This window comes from Gordonia alkaliphila, from assembly GCF_023017165.1.
GTDB classification, from domain to species: domain Bacteria; phylum Actinomycetota; class Actinomycetes; order Mycobacteriales; family Mycobacteriaceae; genus Gordonia; species Gordonia alkaliphila.
This window is the reverse complement of the sequence record NZ_JALKBW010000001.1, coordinates 3,551,754-3,567,688: the sequence shown is the minus strand read 5'-3', so window position 1 is coordinate 3,567,688 and position 15,935 is coordinate 3,551,754. Positions and strand designations below refer to the sequence as shown.

The window sequence follows — 15,935 nt, the reverse complement described above, 5'->3', positions numbered from 1 at the left end:
TGACTCGGGTGAGCCGACTCGCCAACGAACTGACCATCGGCATCGACATCGGCGGCACCAGTGTGCGGGCCGCCGTGGTCGACGCCGAGGGCACCATGCTCGATACGCTGCGCGCCGCCACACCGCCGACGGCGACCGCCCTGGAGCACTGCTTGGATCGACTGGTGTCCGAACTCCGCGACCGGTGGACGGTGCGCGCCGTCGGGCTGGCCATCGCGGGGTTCCTGTCGCCGGACCGCCAGACGGTGCGCTTCGCCCCGCACCTGGCCTGGCGCGAGGTCGCGGTGCCCGCGGAGATGACGCGGCGGTGGGGACTGCCCGTCTTCGCCGAACACGACGCGAACTCCGCAGCCGTGGCCGAACTGCACTTCGGCGCCGCCGCACGCGGCCACAACACCCTGGTGCTGGCCTTGGGCACGGGCATCGGCGCGGGCATGCTGATGGGCGGCGAGATCTATCGCGGCAGCTTCGGCGTGGCCCCGGAGTTCGGGCACATCGTAGTGGTGCCGGACGGCCGCCCGTGCGGTTGCGGCAAGCACGGCTGCCTCGAAAGGTATTGCAGCGGAACGGGTCTGGTCGACACCGTCGTCGAACTGCTGGCCCAGTCCGAGCCCGGGCATTCGGTGCTGGCCGCGGAGTCGCAGGCCGATCCGGGGTCGCTGACCGGTCGACGGGTGGCGGCCGCAGCAGCCGAGGGCGACCCGATCGCGGTGGCCGCCTTCGCGAGTCTCGCGCACTGGCTGGGGCAGGGCATGGCGATGATCGCCGACGTCTTCGACCCGGACCTCATCGTCATCGCCGGCGGCCTGGGCGCGGCATCGGGCCTCTACCTCGACGAAGCGCGGGAGCACTACACGACGATGGTCACCGGTGCCGGCCACCGGCAACTGGCGCGCATCCGCCCCACCCAGTTGGGGGAGAGCGCCGGGGTGATCGGCGCGGCGAAGGTGGCCGAACTGGGGCTGGCCGCGCTCGCGGAGGCGACCGCGAACCCCGGCGGGCGCGCGCAGTAATGTAGGCATCCGATACGCCGACACGCCGGAGCCGATGCGTGCGGTCGCCGCGCGAGGGAAGCAGGTCTGCAGCATGTGGTACTACCTCTTCAAGTACATCTTCATGGGGCCCTTGCTCTGGCTGATGGGCCGCCCCAAGGTGGAAGGACTGGAGAACCTCCCGCCGGAGGGCAAAGTCCTGCTGGCGAGCAATCACCTCGCCGTCGTCGACAGCTTCTACCTCCCGCTGATGTCGCCGCGTCGCGTCTTCTTCCTCGCCAAGAGCGAGTACTTCACCGAGCCGGGCCTCAAGGGCCGCTTCAAGAAGTGGTTCTTCAGCACCTCCGGGCAGATCCCGATCGACCGCTCCGGGGCGAGTGCCGCGGCGGGCGCGCTGACCGCGGGCCGTCGCATCCTCGACGACGGCGGGGTGCTCTGCCTGTACCCGGAGGGCACCCGCTCGCCGGACGGCCGCCTGTACAAGGGCAAGACCGGCCTGGCCCGGATGGCGCTGGAGAGCGGCACCCCGGTGGTCCCGGTCGCGATGATCAACACCGACCGCATCAACCCGCCCGGCACCATCCTGCCGCGGCCGACCCGCATCACGATCAAGTTCGGCACCCCGCTGGACTTCTCCCGCTACGAGGGCATGGCCGGCAACCGCTTCATCGAGCGCGCCGTGACCGACGAGATCATGTACGCGCTCATGCGTCTGAGCGGCCAGCAGTACGTGGACGTGTACGCGGCCACCCTGAAGAACCAGCCGACCGCGCCGAAGGTCGACGGCGCCGCGGCCTGAGCTCCACCGTTCGAGCTCGGCGACAAGACATCCACGGGCCCGGGCCCTCGCGTTGCGAGGCCCGGGCTCAGCGGTTCGCGAGGTGCTGCGCCAGGGAGAGTCCCTCGTCGTACCTCCGAAAAGGCTTGCGCCACAGCAGAAGTAGGAAGCCGAGGGTCCAGAACAGGTAGGAGTTGCCGACCAGGTGCTGCCACCAGTTCCAGGCGGCGGTGTCGGCCGGCATCAGCTGGAACGGACCGATCGCGAAGATCGGGATGCCGACGATGCCGAGGCCGCCGTAGAGGCGGGCCGTCCAGGGCGACCCCGGGACCGAGGCGATCACGAAGCACGCCAGGACCGCGGGCAGCGCCCACGCCCAGTGGTGCGCCCAGGTGGTCGGCGCCACCAGCAGGCCCCACAGGCCGACGATGCAGGCGGCGAGGAGCGCGTTCACGTCGTCCCGATGACTGGCGCCGCGCGCGAACGCGGCCACCGGGCGCGTGCGGTACAGCGCGAAACCGGCCAGGACGGTGACCGCCAGCGCGGAGATCACCCAGAGCGCCGGGGCCACCGGATTCTCCGGGCCCACCAGGCGCAGCCAGGCGCCGTTCAGGTTCTGGTTGATCGGACCCTCCGGAACGCCGATGCGACCGGTGTGGAAGAGCGTGTGCGTCCAGTACCTGTACGAGTCCGACGGCAGCCACGCGGCGCCGATCAGCGCGGCTACCACGAACGTGCCGATGCCGACGAACACCGCCCGCCACTTGGCCGCCGCGGCGAACACGCCGAGGAAGACCAGCGGGGTCAGCTTGATCGCCGACGCCAGGCCGACGAGCGCTCCGCGGAACTTCCGATCCGGCACGCGCGGCCGGTGACCGAGGACGAACAGATCGGTCACGATCAGCACCAGCAGGATCAGGTTGATCTGGCCGTAGCCGAGGGTCATGCCGAACGGGTTGCACCACACCGCGATCGCGCTGATCCACAGCGCCAGCAGCGGCCGGTTGGTCGCCGACCCCACGTGCAGCATGCGCAGGAAGATCACCGTGACATAGACCAGGCAGAGCACGCTGATCACCGAGATCGCGATGCCGCCCACGTCGAGCGAGAGGGCGCCCAGCGGGGTGAAGACGAGCGCGGCGAACGGCGGATAGGTGAAGGGGAGCCAGATGCCGTCGGCGGTGAACGGCATGGAGCCGTCCGCGTAGAGGCTGATGCCCTGGTGCCACAGCTGTCCGCCGAGCCGATAGACGTCCAGGTCGAAGCGCGTGCGGGTGCCGAAACTGGAGGTGCCGGGCACGCCGACGATCTGCAGCGTCGACGACGCGACGAAGACCAGTCCGGCCAGTGCCCAGGACAGCGCCCCCGGACGCCAACGGCGCAACCGGGTCGCCGTCGTTCGTGCCTGCGGGGACATGGGGTCTAAGTTACTCGGCGGACCGCCGCGATCCACTCACAGTACGGGTCCGCGCGGCCGGTGGGGGATAATCGATGCTCGTGCGCTATTTCTACGACTGCGAATTCATCGAAGACGGCACCACCATCGAGTTGGTGTCGATCGGCGTCGTCGCCGAGGACGGCCGCGAGTTCTACGCGGTCTCCACCGAATTCGATCCGGGCAAGGCGGGCCCGTGGGTGCGCGCCAACGTGCTCGACAAGCTGCCGTCGCCGGCCGACAAGGCCTGGCGCAGCAGGCGTCGCATCCGCGAGGACTTCCTCGACTTCGTGACGGCCGGTCCCGGCGACGTGGAGCTGTGGGCGTGGATCGGCGCCTACGACCACGTGGTGCTGTGTCAGCTGTGGGGCGCGATGCCCGACCTGCCCCGCGAACTGCCTCGGTTCACCCGCGAACTGCGTCAGCACTGGGAGGCCGTCGGCAGCCCGCCGCTGCCGGCCACGGGCAAGGACGCGCACAGCGCCCTGGCCGATGCGCGCCACAACCTGAAACGCTGGCAGGCGATCGAGGCCCTGGCCGGGTAGCGCGTCCACCGGGTAGGGAGCCGGTGACCGCGCGGCGCGATCCTCGGATACCCTGGGACACGTGGTGAACTGGACCGTAGACGTGCCCATCGACGAACTGCCCGAACTGCCCCCGCTGCCGGGGAAACTGCAGGCCGAGTTCGAAGACATGCTCGCGCGCCCCGCGCTGCAGCAGCCGAGCTGGCCGGCCGACGAGGCCCGCAAGATGCGCACGGTGCTCGAGAGCGTACCGCCGATCTGCATGCCGTCGGAAGTGGAGAGCCTGCACGACCAGCTCGCCGAGGTCGCACTCGGCCGCGCCTTCCTGCTGCAGGGCGGCGACTGCGCGGAGACCTTCGCCGCGAACACCGAGCCGCACATCAAGGCCAACATCCGCACCCTGCTGCAGATGGCCGTCGTCCTCACCTACGGTGCCAGCCTGCCGGTGGTCAAGGTGGCGCGCATCGCGGGGCAGTACGCCAAGCCCCGGTCGTCGGACACCGACTCGCTGGGTCTGCTGAGCTACCGCGGCGACATGGTGAACGCGCTCGACCCGCACGCCGAGTCCCGGGTCCACGACCCGTCGCGTCTGGTCCGTGCCTACGCCAACGCGGCCGCCGCGATGAACCTCGTGCGCGCGCTCACCGGCTCCGAGGCCCGACTGGCCCGCGTGCACGACTGGAACCGCGAATTCGTCGCCGTCTCCCCGGCCGGGGCCCGCTACGAGGCCCTCGCCGCCGAGATCGACCGCGGCCTGCGCTTCATGGACGCCTGCGGCGTCACCGACTCCAGCCTGGAGTCGGCGTCCATCTTCGCCTCGCACGAAGCACTCGTGATGGATTACGAGCGCGCCATGCTGCGCCTGGCCGACGACCCGAACGGCGGCGACCCGGTCCTGTACGACCTGTCGGCGCACTTCCTGTGGATCGGTGAGCGCACCCGGCAGCTCGACGGTGCCCACGTGGCGCTCGCGAAGCTGATCGCCAACCCGATCGGCATGAAGATCGGCCCCACCACCACGCCCGAGCAGGCCGTCGAGTACGTGAAGCTGCTCGACCCGGACAAGCGCCCCGGCCGCCTGACCCTGGTCTCGCGGATGGGCAACGACAAGGTGCGCGACGTCCTGCCCGCCATCGTCTCCGCCGTCGAGGCCACCGGGCACAAGGTGATCTGGCAGTGCGACCCGATGCACGGCAACACGCACAGCACGTCGAACGGTTTCAAGACCCGCCACTTCGATCGGGTGATCGACGAGGTCCAGGGCTTCTTCGAGGTGCACCGCGCCCTCGGCACCCACCCGGGTGGCATTCACATCGAGCTGACCGGCGAAGACGTCACCGAGTGCCTCGGCGGCGCGCAGGACATCTCCGATCTGGATCTGGACCGGCGCTACGAGACGGCCTGCGATCCGCGCCTGAACACCCAGCAGTCGCTGGAGCTGGCATTCCTCGTCGCGGAGATGCTGCGCGGCTGATCTCAGGGCGATCCGGCGTCAGGGCGTCAGGGCCTGGCCTGCGGCCCATCCGGCCAGGGCCAGCCCGGCGCCGACCAGCAGCACCAGCACCAGCCAGACCAGTGCGCCCCACGCGCTCCCGGTCTGCGGGTCGCGGGTGACGTCGACGTCGACGGCCGCGCGGTCCGCCGGACGGAAGGCGCGCGGCTGGTCCGCATAGTCCTCGGGGTGGTAGCCCCGCGGGTCGTAGTTGTCCGGACCGTAATCGTCTGGGTCGTATTCGTTTGCGTCGTATCCGTCGGGGTCGTATTCATTTGCGTGGTATCCGGGCGGCCGACCCGTGTCCCGGATGCGGGAGCGGGAGGGGCGGGTGCGGGGAGCCGGGGCCGGCCGGGCCGGTGCCACCGGCCGGGCGATGGCGGACGTGACGCGCGCGGAGGCCTGGTAGGCGCGGGGACGGTGAACGGCGGCAGCCCGAGGTCGTCGACGGCGTCGAGCAGGGCGTGCTGCATCGCGAACCCGTCGGGGTAGCGCAGCGCCGGGTCGCGCTCGGTGGCGCGCAGGATGATCTCGTCGATCTCCGGCGGCACGCCGCCGACCACGTCGCCGGGCGCCGGCACGTCGTAGCTCAGGCGCTGATAGGCGAGAGCCAGCGGCGTCGCCCCCTGGAACGGCTGCTGGCCGGTGAGCAGTTCGAAGAACATCACGCCCGCCGAGTAGACGTCGCTGCGGGCGTCGATGTCGGTGGAGCTCACCTGCTCCGGCGACAGATAGGCGGCGGTACCGAGGATCACGCTGGCCGAGGTGACGCCCGCCTCCGACACCGCGCGCACCAGACCGAAGTCGGCGACCTTCACGTCGCCGGTGTCGGAGATCAGGATGTTCTCCGGCTTCACGTCGCGGTGCACCAGTCCGGCGCGGTGGGCGGTGCCGAGCCCGCCGAGCGTCGGTATCCCGATGGCCGCCACCGCGTGCGGCGGCATCGGTCCGCGTTCGCGCAGCAGTTCGCGCAGGCTGCCGCCGCGGACCAGTTCCATCACGAGGTAGGCGACGTCGTCGTCGATGCTCTGGTCGTAGACGGCGACCAGTCCCGGATGGCTCAGGCCGGCCACGGCGCGCGCCTCGAACTCGAAGCGGCGCAGGAACTGCGGGTCGCCCACGTAGCGGGCGTCCATCACCTTGATCGCGATGCGTCGTCCCAGCCGCAGATCGGTGCCGACGTAGACCGCGGACATCCCGCCCCGCGCGAGGGTGGCGTCGATCCGGTATCGGCGTTCCAGGACGCGGCCCAGCAGCGGGTCTGACGGGGAGCTCACGGAAGGTGAATCTACCGTGCGCGCGGCGCCGAATCGGTGAGCCGAGGCCGCGCTCGGGTGTCGCGAGCAGGTAAAGTCACCTTCCGTGAGTTCCCTTCCGCTGTCCATCGGCATCCTTCCCGACGACGTCGAGGTGCTCGACCTCGACGAAGCGGCCGACCGCCTGCGCATCTCGCCGAACCGGGTGCGGACGCTGATCCGCGACCACAACCTGCTGGCCGCCTCCCGCGACGGCGTCCCGGTGATTCCGGCGCTGTTCTTCGGTGACGACGGCGGCTTGGCGAAGCACTTCGAGGGCCTGGTGACGATGCTGCTCGACGGCGGCTACACGCGCGATGAGGCGATGGCCTGGATGTTCACCGTGTACGAGGACCTCGACATGCATCCCGCGCAGGCCCTGCACACGCATTCGGCGCGCGAAGTGATCCGCCGCGCGCAGGCTCAAGCCTTCTAGCTCCCCCAGGCTTTCTAGCTCCCCAGCAGGGCGCGGCCGGCGTGGCGTAGTCGTCGACCGGTCGGCACCACGGCGCGCCGGGACAGGACGTCGTACCCGGAGCCTTCGATCTCGGTGAGGATGTCGCCGTACGAGCGAGCCGCGGCGGCGATGGCCGGGCGGGTTCGTGTCGGCAACGCGGCGACCGCGGGGGCGGTGCGCCGGTACTGATCCCGATTGATGGCGATCAAGTGTGCCAGTGCGCGGCACAGCGGGCCGTCGGGAACGCCCCGTCGCCGCGCAGCGCGCAGGGAGTCCTCGTCGACGCCGAACGCGGCGAGTTCGTCGGCGGGCAGATAGATCCGGTCGCGGTCGAGATCCTCGGCCACGTCGCGCAGGAAATTGGTCAGCTGAAACGCCTCGCCGAGCAGGGCGGCACCGGCCGCGACCTCGGTGTAGTCGCCTCGGTCGCGTTCGACGCCGAGGATCGGCAGCATCTGCAGGCCGATCACCGCGGCCGACCCGTAGGTGTACTCCGCCAGCGCGGTCATGGTGGCGTAGCGGTTGCGGAACTCGGGTGCGCCCGGCAGGTCCATCCGCATCGAGTGCAGGAAGGCGTCGAAGGTGGCCGGGTCGATGTCGAACGCGGCGACCGTGTCGGCGAGCGCGGCCAGCAGCGGGTCGCGAGCCCGCCCGTCCAGGGCCGCGGCGAGACCGTCGGCGAGCGCATCCAGCGCCGCCGTCGCCGCTGTCGGCTCGCGATCGCCGTCGACGATGTCGTCCGCGATCCGGGCGAAGGCGTAGAGCGCGAATACGCCGCGCCGGCGGTGCGCGGGAAGCAGGCCCGAGGCCAGGTAATAGGTGCGGCCGGCGCGCGCGGTGATGGTGCGGGCCTGCGCGTAGCCGGTCTCAATCATGCCGGTCGGCAGTATCTCGGGCGGCAGTATCTCGGGCGGCGGGGACGGCGAACGCCCATCGGCGCGCCCGGCCCAGGCGCAGCGGATCGGGGCGGCCGAGCGCGAGCGCGGCCAGCACTGCGAGTGCGATGGCCAGCAGCGATTCGATCGGCTTGTAGAACAGGATCGAGTCGTCGGGCTGGAACACGATGAAGAAGTAGACGCTGACGCCGACGACCACCTGGCGGACCCCGAGCGGCAGCGGGAAGGCCGCCGCGAACACGAGGGCCCACACGTAGTACCACGGCAGGGTCGACGGCTCGAGGAGCAGCAGCGCGAGCATCGCCCACCCGGCGCCGGCCATGGCGCTGCGCGCATCGGTGCGGAACCGCCACCACAGCCACACCAGCAGCACGGCGAGCACGGCCTGGCCCACGGCCCGCGTCACCGGCAGCACCTCCTGCAGGTTCCACACCTGCCACGGGGCGGCCACGTAGGTCACCACGTGGCCCACCAGCGTCGGAATGGTGAACGGATTGATGATGCGCGAGGCCCAGGAGAGACCGTTGATCCAGCCCACGCCCAGCCCGAGAAGCAGGGTGAACATACCGAAGACCGCGACCGGTACCAGCGCGGTGGCGGCGAAGACACCGACCCGATCGCGACCGGTCACCGCGCGGCGCCTGCGCACCTGGTCCAGCCAGATCCAGAATACGAACGGGATCGCGATGGCGGCGGTGATCTTGATCGACGCCGCGCAGCCCAGCAGGAGCAGGCCGAGCACCGGGCGGCCGGTGACGGCGACCGCGATGCCCGCGGCGAGGAAGCCCATCATCAGCAGTTCCAGGTGTGGTCCGCCCACCAGGTGCGCCAGCAGCATCGGATTGAGCAGGATCAGCCACAGGGCGGCGGGCGGCGCCGCGCCGAAGCGTGCGGCGATCTTCGGCAGCGCCCAGACGCTGAGCACCAGGCCGACGAGCAGCACCAGTCGCATCAGGAAGACGCCCAGCCACACGTTGTCGCCGGAGACGCCGACCACGCCGCGGGCCAGCAGGAGGAAGGCCGGGCTGTACGGGGAGGTGGTGGGCGCCCAGATCTGCGCCATCGAGTCGACGATGGGGCCGGGATAGTGCGCCGGACCGTCGTAGTAGGGGTTGAAGCCGGCCGCCAGCACACGCGCCTGCCCGAGGTACGCGTAGACGTCGCGGCTGAACACCGGGATGGCGAAGAGCAGCGGCGCGGTCCAGGAGTAGACGGTCAGCCGGGTGCTGCGCAGATCCCAGCCGCCCTCGTCGGCGGCCATCGCGCGCCCGATACGCACCCAGGCGATCACCATGAGAGCGGCGCCGCCCCAGAACACCAGCCACGACAGGGTCTTGCCGTGGCCGTAACTCATCGGCGCGAGACCGAGGTCGGCCAGGGTGGCGTCGTTGCGGGGGATGTCGGCCAGACCGTAGGTGCCGATGCTCAGCAGCACCGCACCGAGGAAGCCGAGCGCGGCATCCGGGTGCGTGCGCACCCAGCGCCGGAGTGCGGTCACCGCGCCGACCTCGGCAGGGACCCCGCCGTCGCCAGCGCCTCGGCCAGTCGCGCGGTGACCCGGTCGGCGGCGAGTCCGCCGGAGACGAGCACCGGCGGGATGCCCACGCCGGGCACCGTGGCGCTGCCGGCCAGGAACAGGTTGTCCAGGCCCGGCCAGGTGTTCCGGGTGCGCAGCGGGCCGGTCTGCGTCGCGGTGTGCGCGGCCGAGAACGGTGTGCCCGCGGGGAGCCCGGACCGCTGCCAGGACTTCGGATGGTCGATGCGGAGCACCTGCAGTCGGTCCAGCCCGCGGTAGCCGCGCGCAGAGAGTGTGGCGAGCACCTCGGCCGCGTAGGGCTCGGCGATCGCGTCCCAGTCCAGGGGTGCGCTGTCCAGGTTCGGGGTCGGCGCGAGCACCGACACCGACTCCAGTCCGTCGGCGACGAACGTGGCCGGGTCGCTGACGGCGCTGCGGGTGAGCAGGAACGAACCGTCGCTCATCGGCGCGCCGGGGCGTCCGGTGAGCTCGGCGAAGGTCTGCGACCAGGCCGCACCGAAATCCAGGGTGTGGTGGCCGGCCGACCAGTCGTCGGTGACGCCGACCGGCAGCAGCCCGTGCACCACGAGTGCGCTCGGCGAGTACCGGAGCTTGCGGCGGGGGCGGCGGCCGACCAGCGCGGCGACGGTGTCGCGTTCGGCGGTGGCGATCACGGCGTCCGCGGGCAGCGTGTCGCCGTCGACGACGACGCCGGTCACCCGCCCGCCGTCGTGCACGATCGCGGTGGCGCGGGACCCGTAGGCGATCGCGGTGTCGGCGTCGACGAGGGCGTCGGCCATCACCGCGCCCACCCGACCCATGCCGCCGACCGGCGCGGACAGGCCGCGGCCGATGTCCATGTCGGCGATGATCGCGTAGATGGCCCGCGCCCGGTGCGGCGGTACGCCCGCGTACAGGGCCTGGAAGGTGAAGGCGCGCTGGACGCGTTCGTCGTCCACGAAGCGGGCAACGGCGCCGGTCAGGCCGCCGAGGGTGTGCAGCTTGACGAGTTCGGTTGCCGCCCTGCGGGTTTGGCGTCCGGTGAGGTCGCGGAGGCCGCCGTAGTTGCGGTCGATGAAGACGTCGAACTCGGCGTCGTACACCTGGCGGAGCCATCGGAGGAGATCACCGGTGCCGCGGGCCGCCCGCGGGCCGAAGGCCTCGGCCACCGCGTCCGGGATGCCTGCGGCGTCGTGCGGCAGCGCCAGCGCCGAGCCGTCGGCGTAGTTCATCACGTACCCGGGATCCACCGGCCGCAGCGCCAGGCGGTCCAGGACCTCGGCCGGGGTCAGTCCGAGCTCGGTCAGCGGGTCGACGATCAGCTCGGGCATCGTGAGAATCGTTGCGCCGGTGTCGAATCGGTGTCCGTCGAGGGTCTCGGTGCGGACCAGGCCGCCCGGGGTGTCGGCAGCTTCGACGACGGTCACCGCGCAGCCGCGGCCGCGCAGCCGGGCCGCGGCCGCCAGACCGGACAGGCCCGCGCCGATGACGACGACATGGGGTGGGGCGGCCATCAGTACTGCCTCACTTCTGCCGGTGCGCGATGCGGTGGGCGAGGGCGGTGAGGTCCTCGCGCGCGCGGTCCGACGTGGCGAGCGCATCGATCTCGCCGAGCGCGGTCTGCAGGTGCGCGTCGATCTGACCCTCCACCGAGGCCAGGGCGCCGGAATCGATGAGAATACTGCGCGCCGTGACCAATTCGTCCGCCGACAGGGGGCGGCCCAGGAGTCCGCGCAGGGTGTCGGCGGTGGTCGCATCGGAGTCGGCGAGCGCCTGCGCCACCAGCACGGTCCGCTTGCCGGTCACCAGGTCGTCGCCGGACGGCTTGCCGGTCTGCTCGGGATCGCCGAAGACGCCGAGCAGATCGTCGCGCAGTTGGAAGGCGAGGCCGAGATCGGAGCCGATGCGCCACAGCGACGCGGAGAGTGCGGCGGAGCCGCCGCCGAGGGCGGCACCGATCTGCAGGGGCCGGGCCACCGTGTAGGCGGCGGTCTTGTACTTCATCACCCGGTAGGCGGCGTCGACCGTTTCGTCGGCCGACGCTTCGTTGGTGATGTCCAGGAGCTGTCCGCCGAGGACCTCGGTGCGCATCCGGGCCCAGAGGGTGCCCGCCGCGGGCGGCAGGGAGTGGGGCGGTCTCGTCCTCGGTGTTCGGGCGGTGGGGCCAGGCCGTGCACCAGGTCGTCGGCCCAGGCCAGGGCCAGGTCGCCGAGCAGGATGGCCACCGACGCGCCGTGGTGCGCGCTGTCGCCGGACCAGCGCTGATCGCGGTGCAGCGCGGAGAACCGCCGGTGCACCGTGGGCCGGCCGCGGCGGGTGTCGCTCCGATCGAGGATGTCGTCGTGCACCAGTGCGCACGCCTGGATCAGTTCGATCGCGCCGCCCACCCGTAGCGCGAGTGCCTCGGTGGCCGCGGCCTCCGGCCCGGTCGCCGCGCACTGCCATCCGGCGTGCACGAAGAGCGGGCGCAGACGCTTGCCGCCGGTGAGGACGAACTCCGCCAAGGCCGCACCGGCCTCGGCCACCACCGGAGAGATCTCGTCGAGGGACGGGGCCGTCGCGGCCACGAAGTCCCGCAGGATGTTCTCGACGGCGCCGGGTACCTGCTGCTGGCTCAACACGCGGGTAAGCCTACCGGGGCGGGGATGCGTCGTCGGCCACCGCCGGGCGGCGGTAGCCCAGTTGTCCGCCGCGGTCAAGGGGGTCGGCGTCGGTGCGTAAAACTCGTGCGTGGAATCGGTGGGTACGGCGGGGATCCGTACTATCGGCAGGGTGAGTGTCCTTCCCGTGGAGCCCCTTGGGCAGTCGTCTGTCATCGAACGGCTCGCCGCGCCGCACAGCGGCCCGGTACCGTTCTCCGTCGAGTTCTTCCCGCCCCGTTCGGCGGACGAAGAGGCCCGACTCTGGCACGCCGTACGGGTTTTCGAACGCATGGGACCGGCTTTCGTGTCCCTGACCTACGGGGCGGGCGGGTCCACCCGCGACCGCACCGTGCGCATCGCCGGGGAACTGGCGACCACCACCACCCTGACCACCGTGGCGCACCTGACCGCCGTCAACCACAGCATCGACGAATTGCGCGGCCTTGTCGGCGCCTACGCCGACAAGGGCATCACCAACCTGCTGGCGCTGCGCGGCGACCCGCCGGGTGACCCGCTCGGCGAGTGGGTCAAGCACCCCGACGGGGTGGAGTACGCCAGCGAACTGGTGGAGCTGATCGGCACCCTCGGCGACTTCCAGGTCGGCGTCGCGTCGTTCCCGGAAGGGCATCACCGTGCCCCCGATCTGGCGGCCGACACCGCCAACCTGGTGCGCAAGCTGCGGGCCGGCGCCGAATACTCGATCTCGCAGATCTTCTTCGATACCGACGACTTCCTGCGCCTGCGCGATCGCGTGGTGGCCGCGGACCCGGAACAGGGCGCCAAGCCGCTGATCCCGGGCCTCATGCCGATCACCTCGCTGCAGAGCGTGCGCCGGATGGTGGAGCTGTCCGGCAGCGTGCTGCCCGCGCCGGTGGCTGAGCGTCTGGCCGCAGCGGCCGGCGACGGTCCGGAGGAGAACCGGGCGGCCGTCCGCGCCGTCGGCATCGATCTGTGCACCGAGATGTCCGAGCAGCTGATCGCCGAGGGCGTGCCGTGTCTGCACTTCTGCAGCCTGAACTTCGCGCGCGCCACCAGTGAGGTCCTCGACCGTCTGGGCGTGGACACCCGCGGAGCCCTCGCTCCGGCCTGACGGCCCGGCCGCGCCTGACCGTCGAGGTCAGGACGCGGGCGTGGCGTCTTCGGGGGCCTTCACCTCGGCGTCCGCGACGCTCTCGGTGTGCACGGCGTCCGCGTCCTTCGTGGTCGACGACGTACGCGCGGCGTCCGAGTAGCGCGGCGTCCGGTCGCGGAAGCGATAGGCCGTGGCCGCGACCACTCCGACGATCGCCAGGCACACGATCACCAGGAACCAGGTCCAGCTGGGCAGCGCGGCGGTCGCCGGGTCGGCGTACTCGACGTCGGCGTTGAACTCCGCGGTCTGGCCCGGCACCGGGGTCCAGGTGACCGAGGTGTCACCGGCCCGCGTGCCGTTGGTGGCCACCACCGGGCCGGCGAACTCGACGGTGATCGACACGTAGTACAGGGCGGGCGCCAGCTCGGTGAGCGCGGCGGCGCCCCGCATCCGGACGATGTCGCCGCTGCGCGTGGCACTCAGGTCGATCGTCGCGCCCGAGTCCAGGGCGCTGGAGATGATGTCGCCCAGCTGCGAGAACTGGCCCGCGGTGAGATTGGTGTAGGTCAACCGCGAGCCGACCTTGCCGACCGGCGAGGACGCCTGCTCGTTGTCCTCCTGACCTTCGGGTTTCTGCTGTTCCCGATCCTTCTCGCTGAACTCGTTCGGGAACGAGCCCACATGGACGGAGCCGGCCAGCGAGGCGGGGACGTCGAACTTCGGTACCGAGGGCCCGGTCTCGGGGTTGGCCGCCACGATCACGACGCCGGAGAACTGGTCGCCGACGGTCTCCGACCGGGTCATGCAGCTGCTGAGCAGGCCGGTCAGCGCGAGCAGGACGACGCAGAGCGCCGCCGGAGACCGGTGGACGGTCCGGGAGCGGGGGAGAGAAGGCACGGTGTCATCGTGCCAGAGGCCGACGGCGATGCCGGGCAGGCGGTCCTCGGAATGTTCAGCCGAACCCGGGCGCGGGCGGCGTCGGCAGCGGCAGGGGGCGGCCGAGGAACGCGAACGGCCGCGGATCGCCGGCGAAGGTGAAATCGCGCAGGACGTCCTGGAATCCGAAGCGTCGGTACAGCGACCAGGCGCGATTGCGCTCATCGGGCACCTCGGGCGTGGAGAGCAGCACCCGCGACTCCGGCCGGCCGGTCAGCAGTGCGGTCAGCAGTGCCGCGCCGATCCCGCGGCCCTGCGCCGACGGGTGCACGTGCAGTTCGGTGAGTTCGAAGTAGTCGGAGACCAGATCCTGGACCTGGGCCGCGGTCAGTCCCCGGCGGCCCAGGCCGGCGCGGAGTTGCCGGTTCCACCACTGATCGGCCGCGCCGGTGTAGCCGTAAGCCACCCCGACCAGGGCCTCGTGCCCGGTGGTCCAGGGGGCGGAGACGCGGCGTCGGGCGTTCGTCGGGCGCCGCAGCTCCATCGGGGAGAGTTGAGCGAGGGCGCCGATCGCCGTCCAGCCGGGACGTCCGAGGTGTTCTCGCCACAGGCTGATGCGGCCCTGTTCGGTGCCGCGGGGATACCGCATCGCGGTCACGTAGGTGTGCACCGCCGGATCCAGCCAGGCCTGGGCGTCGTCGGCGGGGAGTGCGATCAATCGGATCGACATCGGTGTCCCCACTCGCGTCCCTCTCGGCTGTCTGTTCGGTCTCGTCGGAGACATTATCTTTACTTGCCTTGCGGGCCCGGCGCGGGATAGCCTGAGAATATCGAACAGAAGTTCGATGAACGGAAGCGGCGGTTCGACGGGGAAGACGTCGAACCGCCGCTTCCGTGTTCGGTCCCGCCCTCGGGAGCGGTGATGGAGCCGGCTTCGGCGGAGCGGAAATGTCCGAGGCTCATGAGACGTTCTCTTCAACGAAGGAGGCGGCCCCATGGCACCGAACAGTCCCGATCCCCGCGTGGTGCATCGCAGTCGCGATCTGCTCGACCGCGCCGAAGTGTTGTTCGACGGCGCGACCGCCGTGCACGACGACGGCGCCGAACGCTTCCGGCAGTTCTATCTGGCGGCCATCCGTGCGGCCGGTGCGGTGTTGGCCGTGCACGAGCCGCTCGGTCCGGTGCGTCGCCGCCGGAACGCCCGAGACGCCTGGAGCCGGATCAAGGCGGTGGCGCCGGAGTACGCCGATCTCGCCGAATACTTCAGCGGACTGTCCACGATGCGTGCGCGCGTGGAGGCCGGTCTGGTGTCGCGGGTCGACGACACGCTGTGTGCTCGGGTGGAGCGTCGCGCGGCCGAGTTCCTCGACGCGGCCGACGCCAACCTGTTGGCCTATGAGCAGGGCCGACTGCCCGGGGCTGCGTCCGCGGAACGGATGGTGGGCGCGTGATGCGTGCAGCGCGGAAGAAAAGTGGTCGTTTATCGATTCTGCTTCTATCATGGGTGGGAAGCAGGCGTCGACGCCCGTCGTTTACGTTGCTCGGACAGTGAGGGAGGAGAGCGGTGCCGCTTTCGGAACATGAGCAGCGGATGCTCGACGAGATTGAGAGCGCGCTGTACGCCGAGGACCCGAAGTTCGTCTCGAGTGTCAGCAAGCAGCGTGTCGGCCGCCCCGGTGCGCGCCGCCAATGGCAGGCCGCGTTGCTGTTCATCGTGGGCTTGGCGCTGCTGGTCGGCGGCCTCATGGTCGACGTGCAGATCGGTGAGCTGAAGATTCTCAGCCTGGTCGGCTTCTTCGTGATGTTCGCCGGTGGTCTGCTGCTGGTGCTCAGTCCGCGCGGTGGGTCGGCGTCGGCGGGCTCGGCCAAGCGCGGGTCGAAGAATTCCACCGGCAAGGGCTCCCTGAGTTCCCGCATGGAGGACCGTTTCAATCGGCGCTTCGACCGCGGCGACCACTAG

General features: G+C 71.0%; 17 protein-coding genes. 8 read left to right on the top strand and 9 right to left on the bottom strand.

Features of this window, described 5'->3' with window-relative positions:
- The first annotated feature begins 8 nt into the window (after positions 1-8).
- The gene (locus MUG78_RS16335; protein WP_246996597.1) at positions 9-1,013 is read left to right on the top strand and encodes an ROK family protein; all 1,005 of its coding nucleotides are present in this window, start codon (positions 9-11) and stop codon (positions 1,011-1,013) included.
- 73 nt (positions 1,014-1,086) lie between these two features.
- On the top strand, positions 1,087-1,791 hold the full coding sequence (locus MUG78_RS16330; protein WP_246996596.1) for a lysophospholipid acyltransferase family protein: 705 nt from the start codon (positions 1,087-1,089) through the stop codon (positions 1,789-1,791).
- A gap of 67 nt (positions 1,792-1,858) precedes the next feature.
- On the opposite strand, the gene MUG78_RS16325 is transcribed toward MUG78_RS16330, so the two are convergent.
- Entirely contained in the window at positions 1,859-3,187 is a 1,329-nt protein-coding gene (locus tag MUG78_RS16325; RefSeq protein WP_246996594.1) for a glycosyltransferase 87 family protein, read from the bottom strand.
- Between the two features lie 80 nt (positions 3,188-3,267).
- Between MUG78_RS16325 and MUG78_RS16320 the strand changes: the two genes are divergently transcribed.
- Together MUG78_RS16320 and MUG78_RS16315 are read left to right on the top strand one after the other, a co-directional pair.
- Positions 3,268-3,750: a polyadenylate-specific 3'-exoribonuclease AS gene (locus tag MUG78_RS16320; protein WP_246997147.1), complete on the top strand. Its 483-nt coding sequence runs from the start codon at positions 3,268-3,270 to the stop codon at positions 3,748-3,750.
- 61 nt (positions 3,751-3,811) lie between these two features.
- Entirely contained in the window at positions 3,812-5,203 is a 1,392-nt protein-coding gene (locus tag MUG78_RS16315; protein ID WP_246996592.1) for a class II 3-deoxy-7-phosphoheptulonate synthase, read from the top strand.
- Positions 5,204-5,229: 26 nt separating this feature from the next.
- On the opposite strand, the gene MUG78_RS16310 is transcribed toward MUG78_RS16315, so the two are convergent.
- Positions 5,230-6,498 (bottom strand): protein kinase domain-containing protein, encoded by a 1,269-nt coding sequence (locus tag MUG78_RS16310; RefSeq protein ID WP_246996590.1) that lies wholly within the window; start codon positions 6,496-6,498, stop codon positions 5,230-5,232.
- Positions 6,499-6,583: 85 nt separating this feature from the next.
- Here MUG78_RS16310 and MUG78_RS16305 point away from each other — a divergent pair, with 85 nt between their 5' ends.
- On the top strand, positions 6,584-6,952 hold the full coding sequence (locus tag MUG78_RS16305) for an Rv2175c family DNA-binding protein (protein ID WP_246996588.1): 369 nt from the start codon (positions 6,584-6,586) through the stop codon (positions 6,950-6,952).
- 14 nt (positions 6,953-6,966) lie between these two features.
- Here the strand turns inward: MUG78_RS16305 and MUG78_RS16300 are convergent, their stop codons facing one another.
- From MUG78_RS16300 to MUG78_RS18170, 5 genes are read right to left on the bottom strand one after another with little or no spacing between them, the layout of a single operon-like run.
- Positions 6,967-7,848 (bottom strand): phytoene/squalene synthase family protein, encoded by an 882-nt coding sequence (locus tag MUG78_RS16300; RefSeq protein WP_246996586.1) that lies wholly within the window; start codon positions 7,846-7,848, stop codon positions 6,967-6,969.
- On the bottom strand, positions 7,841-9,367 hold the full coding sequence (gene mptB, locus MUG78_RS16295) for a polyprenol phosphomannose-dependent alpha 1,6 mannosyltransferase MptB (RefSeq protein ID WP_246996584.1): 1,527 nt from the start codon (positions 9,365-9,367) through the stop codon (positions 7,841-7,843). The genes MUG78_RS16300 and mptB overlap by 8 nt, the downstream gene beginning before the upstream one ends.
- Positions 9,364-10,899, bottom strand: coding sequence for a phytoene desaturase family protein (crtI, locus tag MUG78_RS16290; RefSeq protein WP_246996582.1), 1,536 nt, complete (start codon positions 10,897-10,899; stop codon positions 9,364-9,366). Before crtI ends, mptB begins: the two co-directional genes overlap by 4 nt.
- 10 nt (positions 10,900-10,909) lie before the next feature.
- Complete coding sequence (locus tag MUG78_RS18175) at positions 10,910-11,476, bottom strand: polyprenyl synthetase family protein (protein ID WP_281499850.1); 567 nt, start codon at positions 11,474-11,476, stop codon at positions 10,910-10,912.
- Positions 11,389-12,006, bottom strand: coding sequence for a polyprenyl synthetase family protein (locus tag MUG78_RS18170; protein ID WP_308221380.1), 618 nt, complete (start codon positions 12,004-12,006; stop codon positions 11,389-11,391). The genes MUG78_RS18175 and MUG78_RS18170 overlap by 88 nt, the downstream gene beginning before the upstream one ends.
- 151 nt (positions 12,007-12,157) lie before the next feature.
- Here MUG78_RS18170 and MUG78_RS16280 point away from each other — a divergent pair, with 151 nt between their 5' ends.
- A complete protein-coding gene (locus MUG78_RS16280) occupies positions 12,158-13,117 on the top strand; it encodes a methylenetetrahydrofolate reductase (protein ID WP_308221379.1) in 960 nt (319 codons plus the stop codon).
- 27 nt (positions 13,118-13,144) lie between these two features.
- Here MUG78_RS16280 and MUG78_RS16275 read toward each other — a convergent pair whose 3' ends face one another.
- Both MUG78_RS16275 and MUG78_RS16270 read right to left on the bottom strand, forming a co-directional pair.
- Positions 13,145-13,996 carry an LppM family (lipo)protein gene (locus MUG78_RS16275; protein ID WP_246996580.1) on the bottom strand — a complete coding sequence of 284 codons (852 nt, stop codon included), beginning with the start codon at positions 13,994-13,996 and terminating at the stop codon, positions 13,145-13,147.
- A 55-nt stretch (positions 13,997-14,051) separates the two neighbouring features.
- A complete protein-coding gene (locus MUG78_RS16270) occupies positions 14,052-14,705 on the bottom strand; it encodes a GNAT family N-acetyltransferase (protein ID WP_246996578.1) in 654 nt (217 codons plus the stop codon).
- Between the two features lie 265 nt (positions 14,706-14,970).
- Between MUG78_RS16270 and MUG78_RS16265 the strand changes: the two genes are divergently transcribed.
- On the top strand, positions 14,971-15,426 hold the full coding sequence (locus MUG78_RS16265) for an SAV_6107 family HEPN domain-containing protein (protein WP_246996576.1): 456 nt from the start codon (positions 14,971-14,973) through the stop codon (positions 15,424-15,426).
- A 113-nt stretch (positions 15,427-15,539) separates the two neighbouring features.
- Positions 15,540-15,935 carry an SCO2097 family morphological protein gene (locus MUG78_RS16260; RefSeq protein ID WP_246996574.1) on the top strand — a complete coding sequence of 132 codons (396 nt, stop codon included), beginning with the start codon at positions 15,540-15,542 and terminating at the stop codon, positions 15,933-15,935.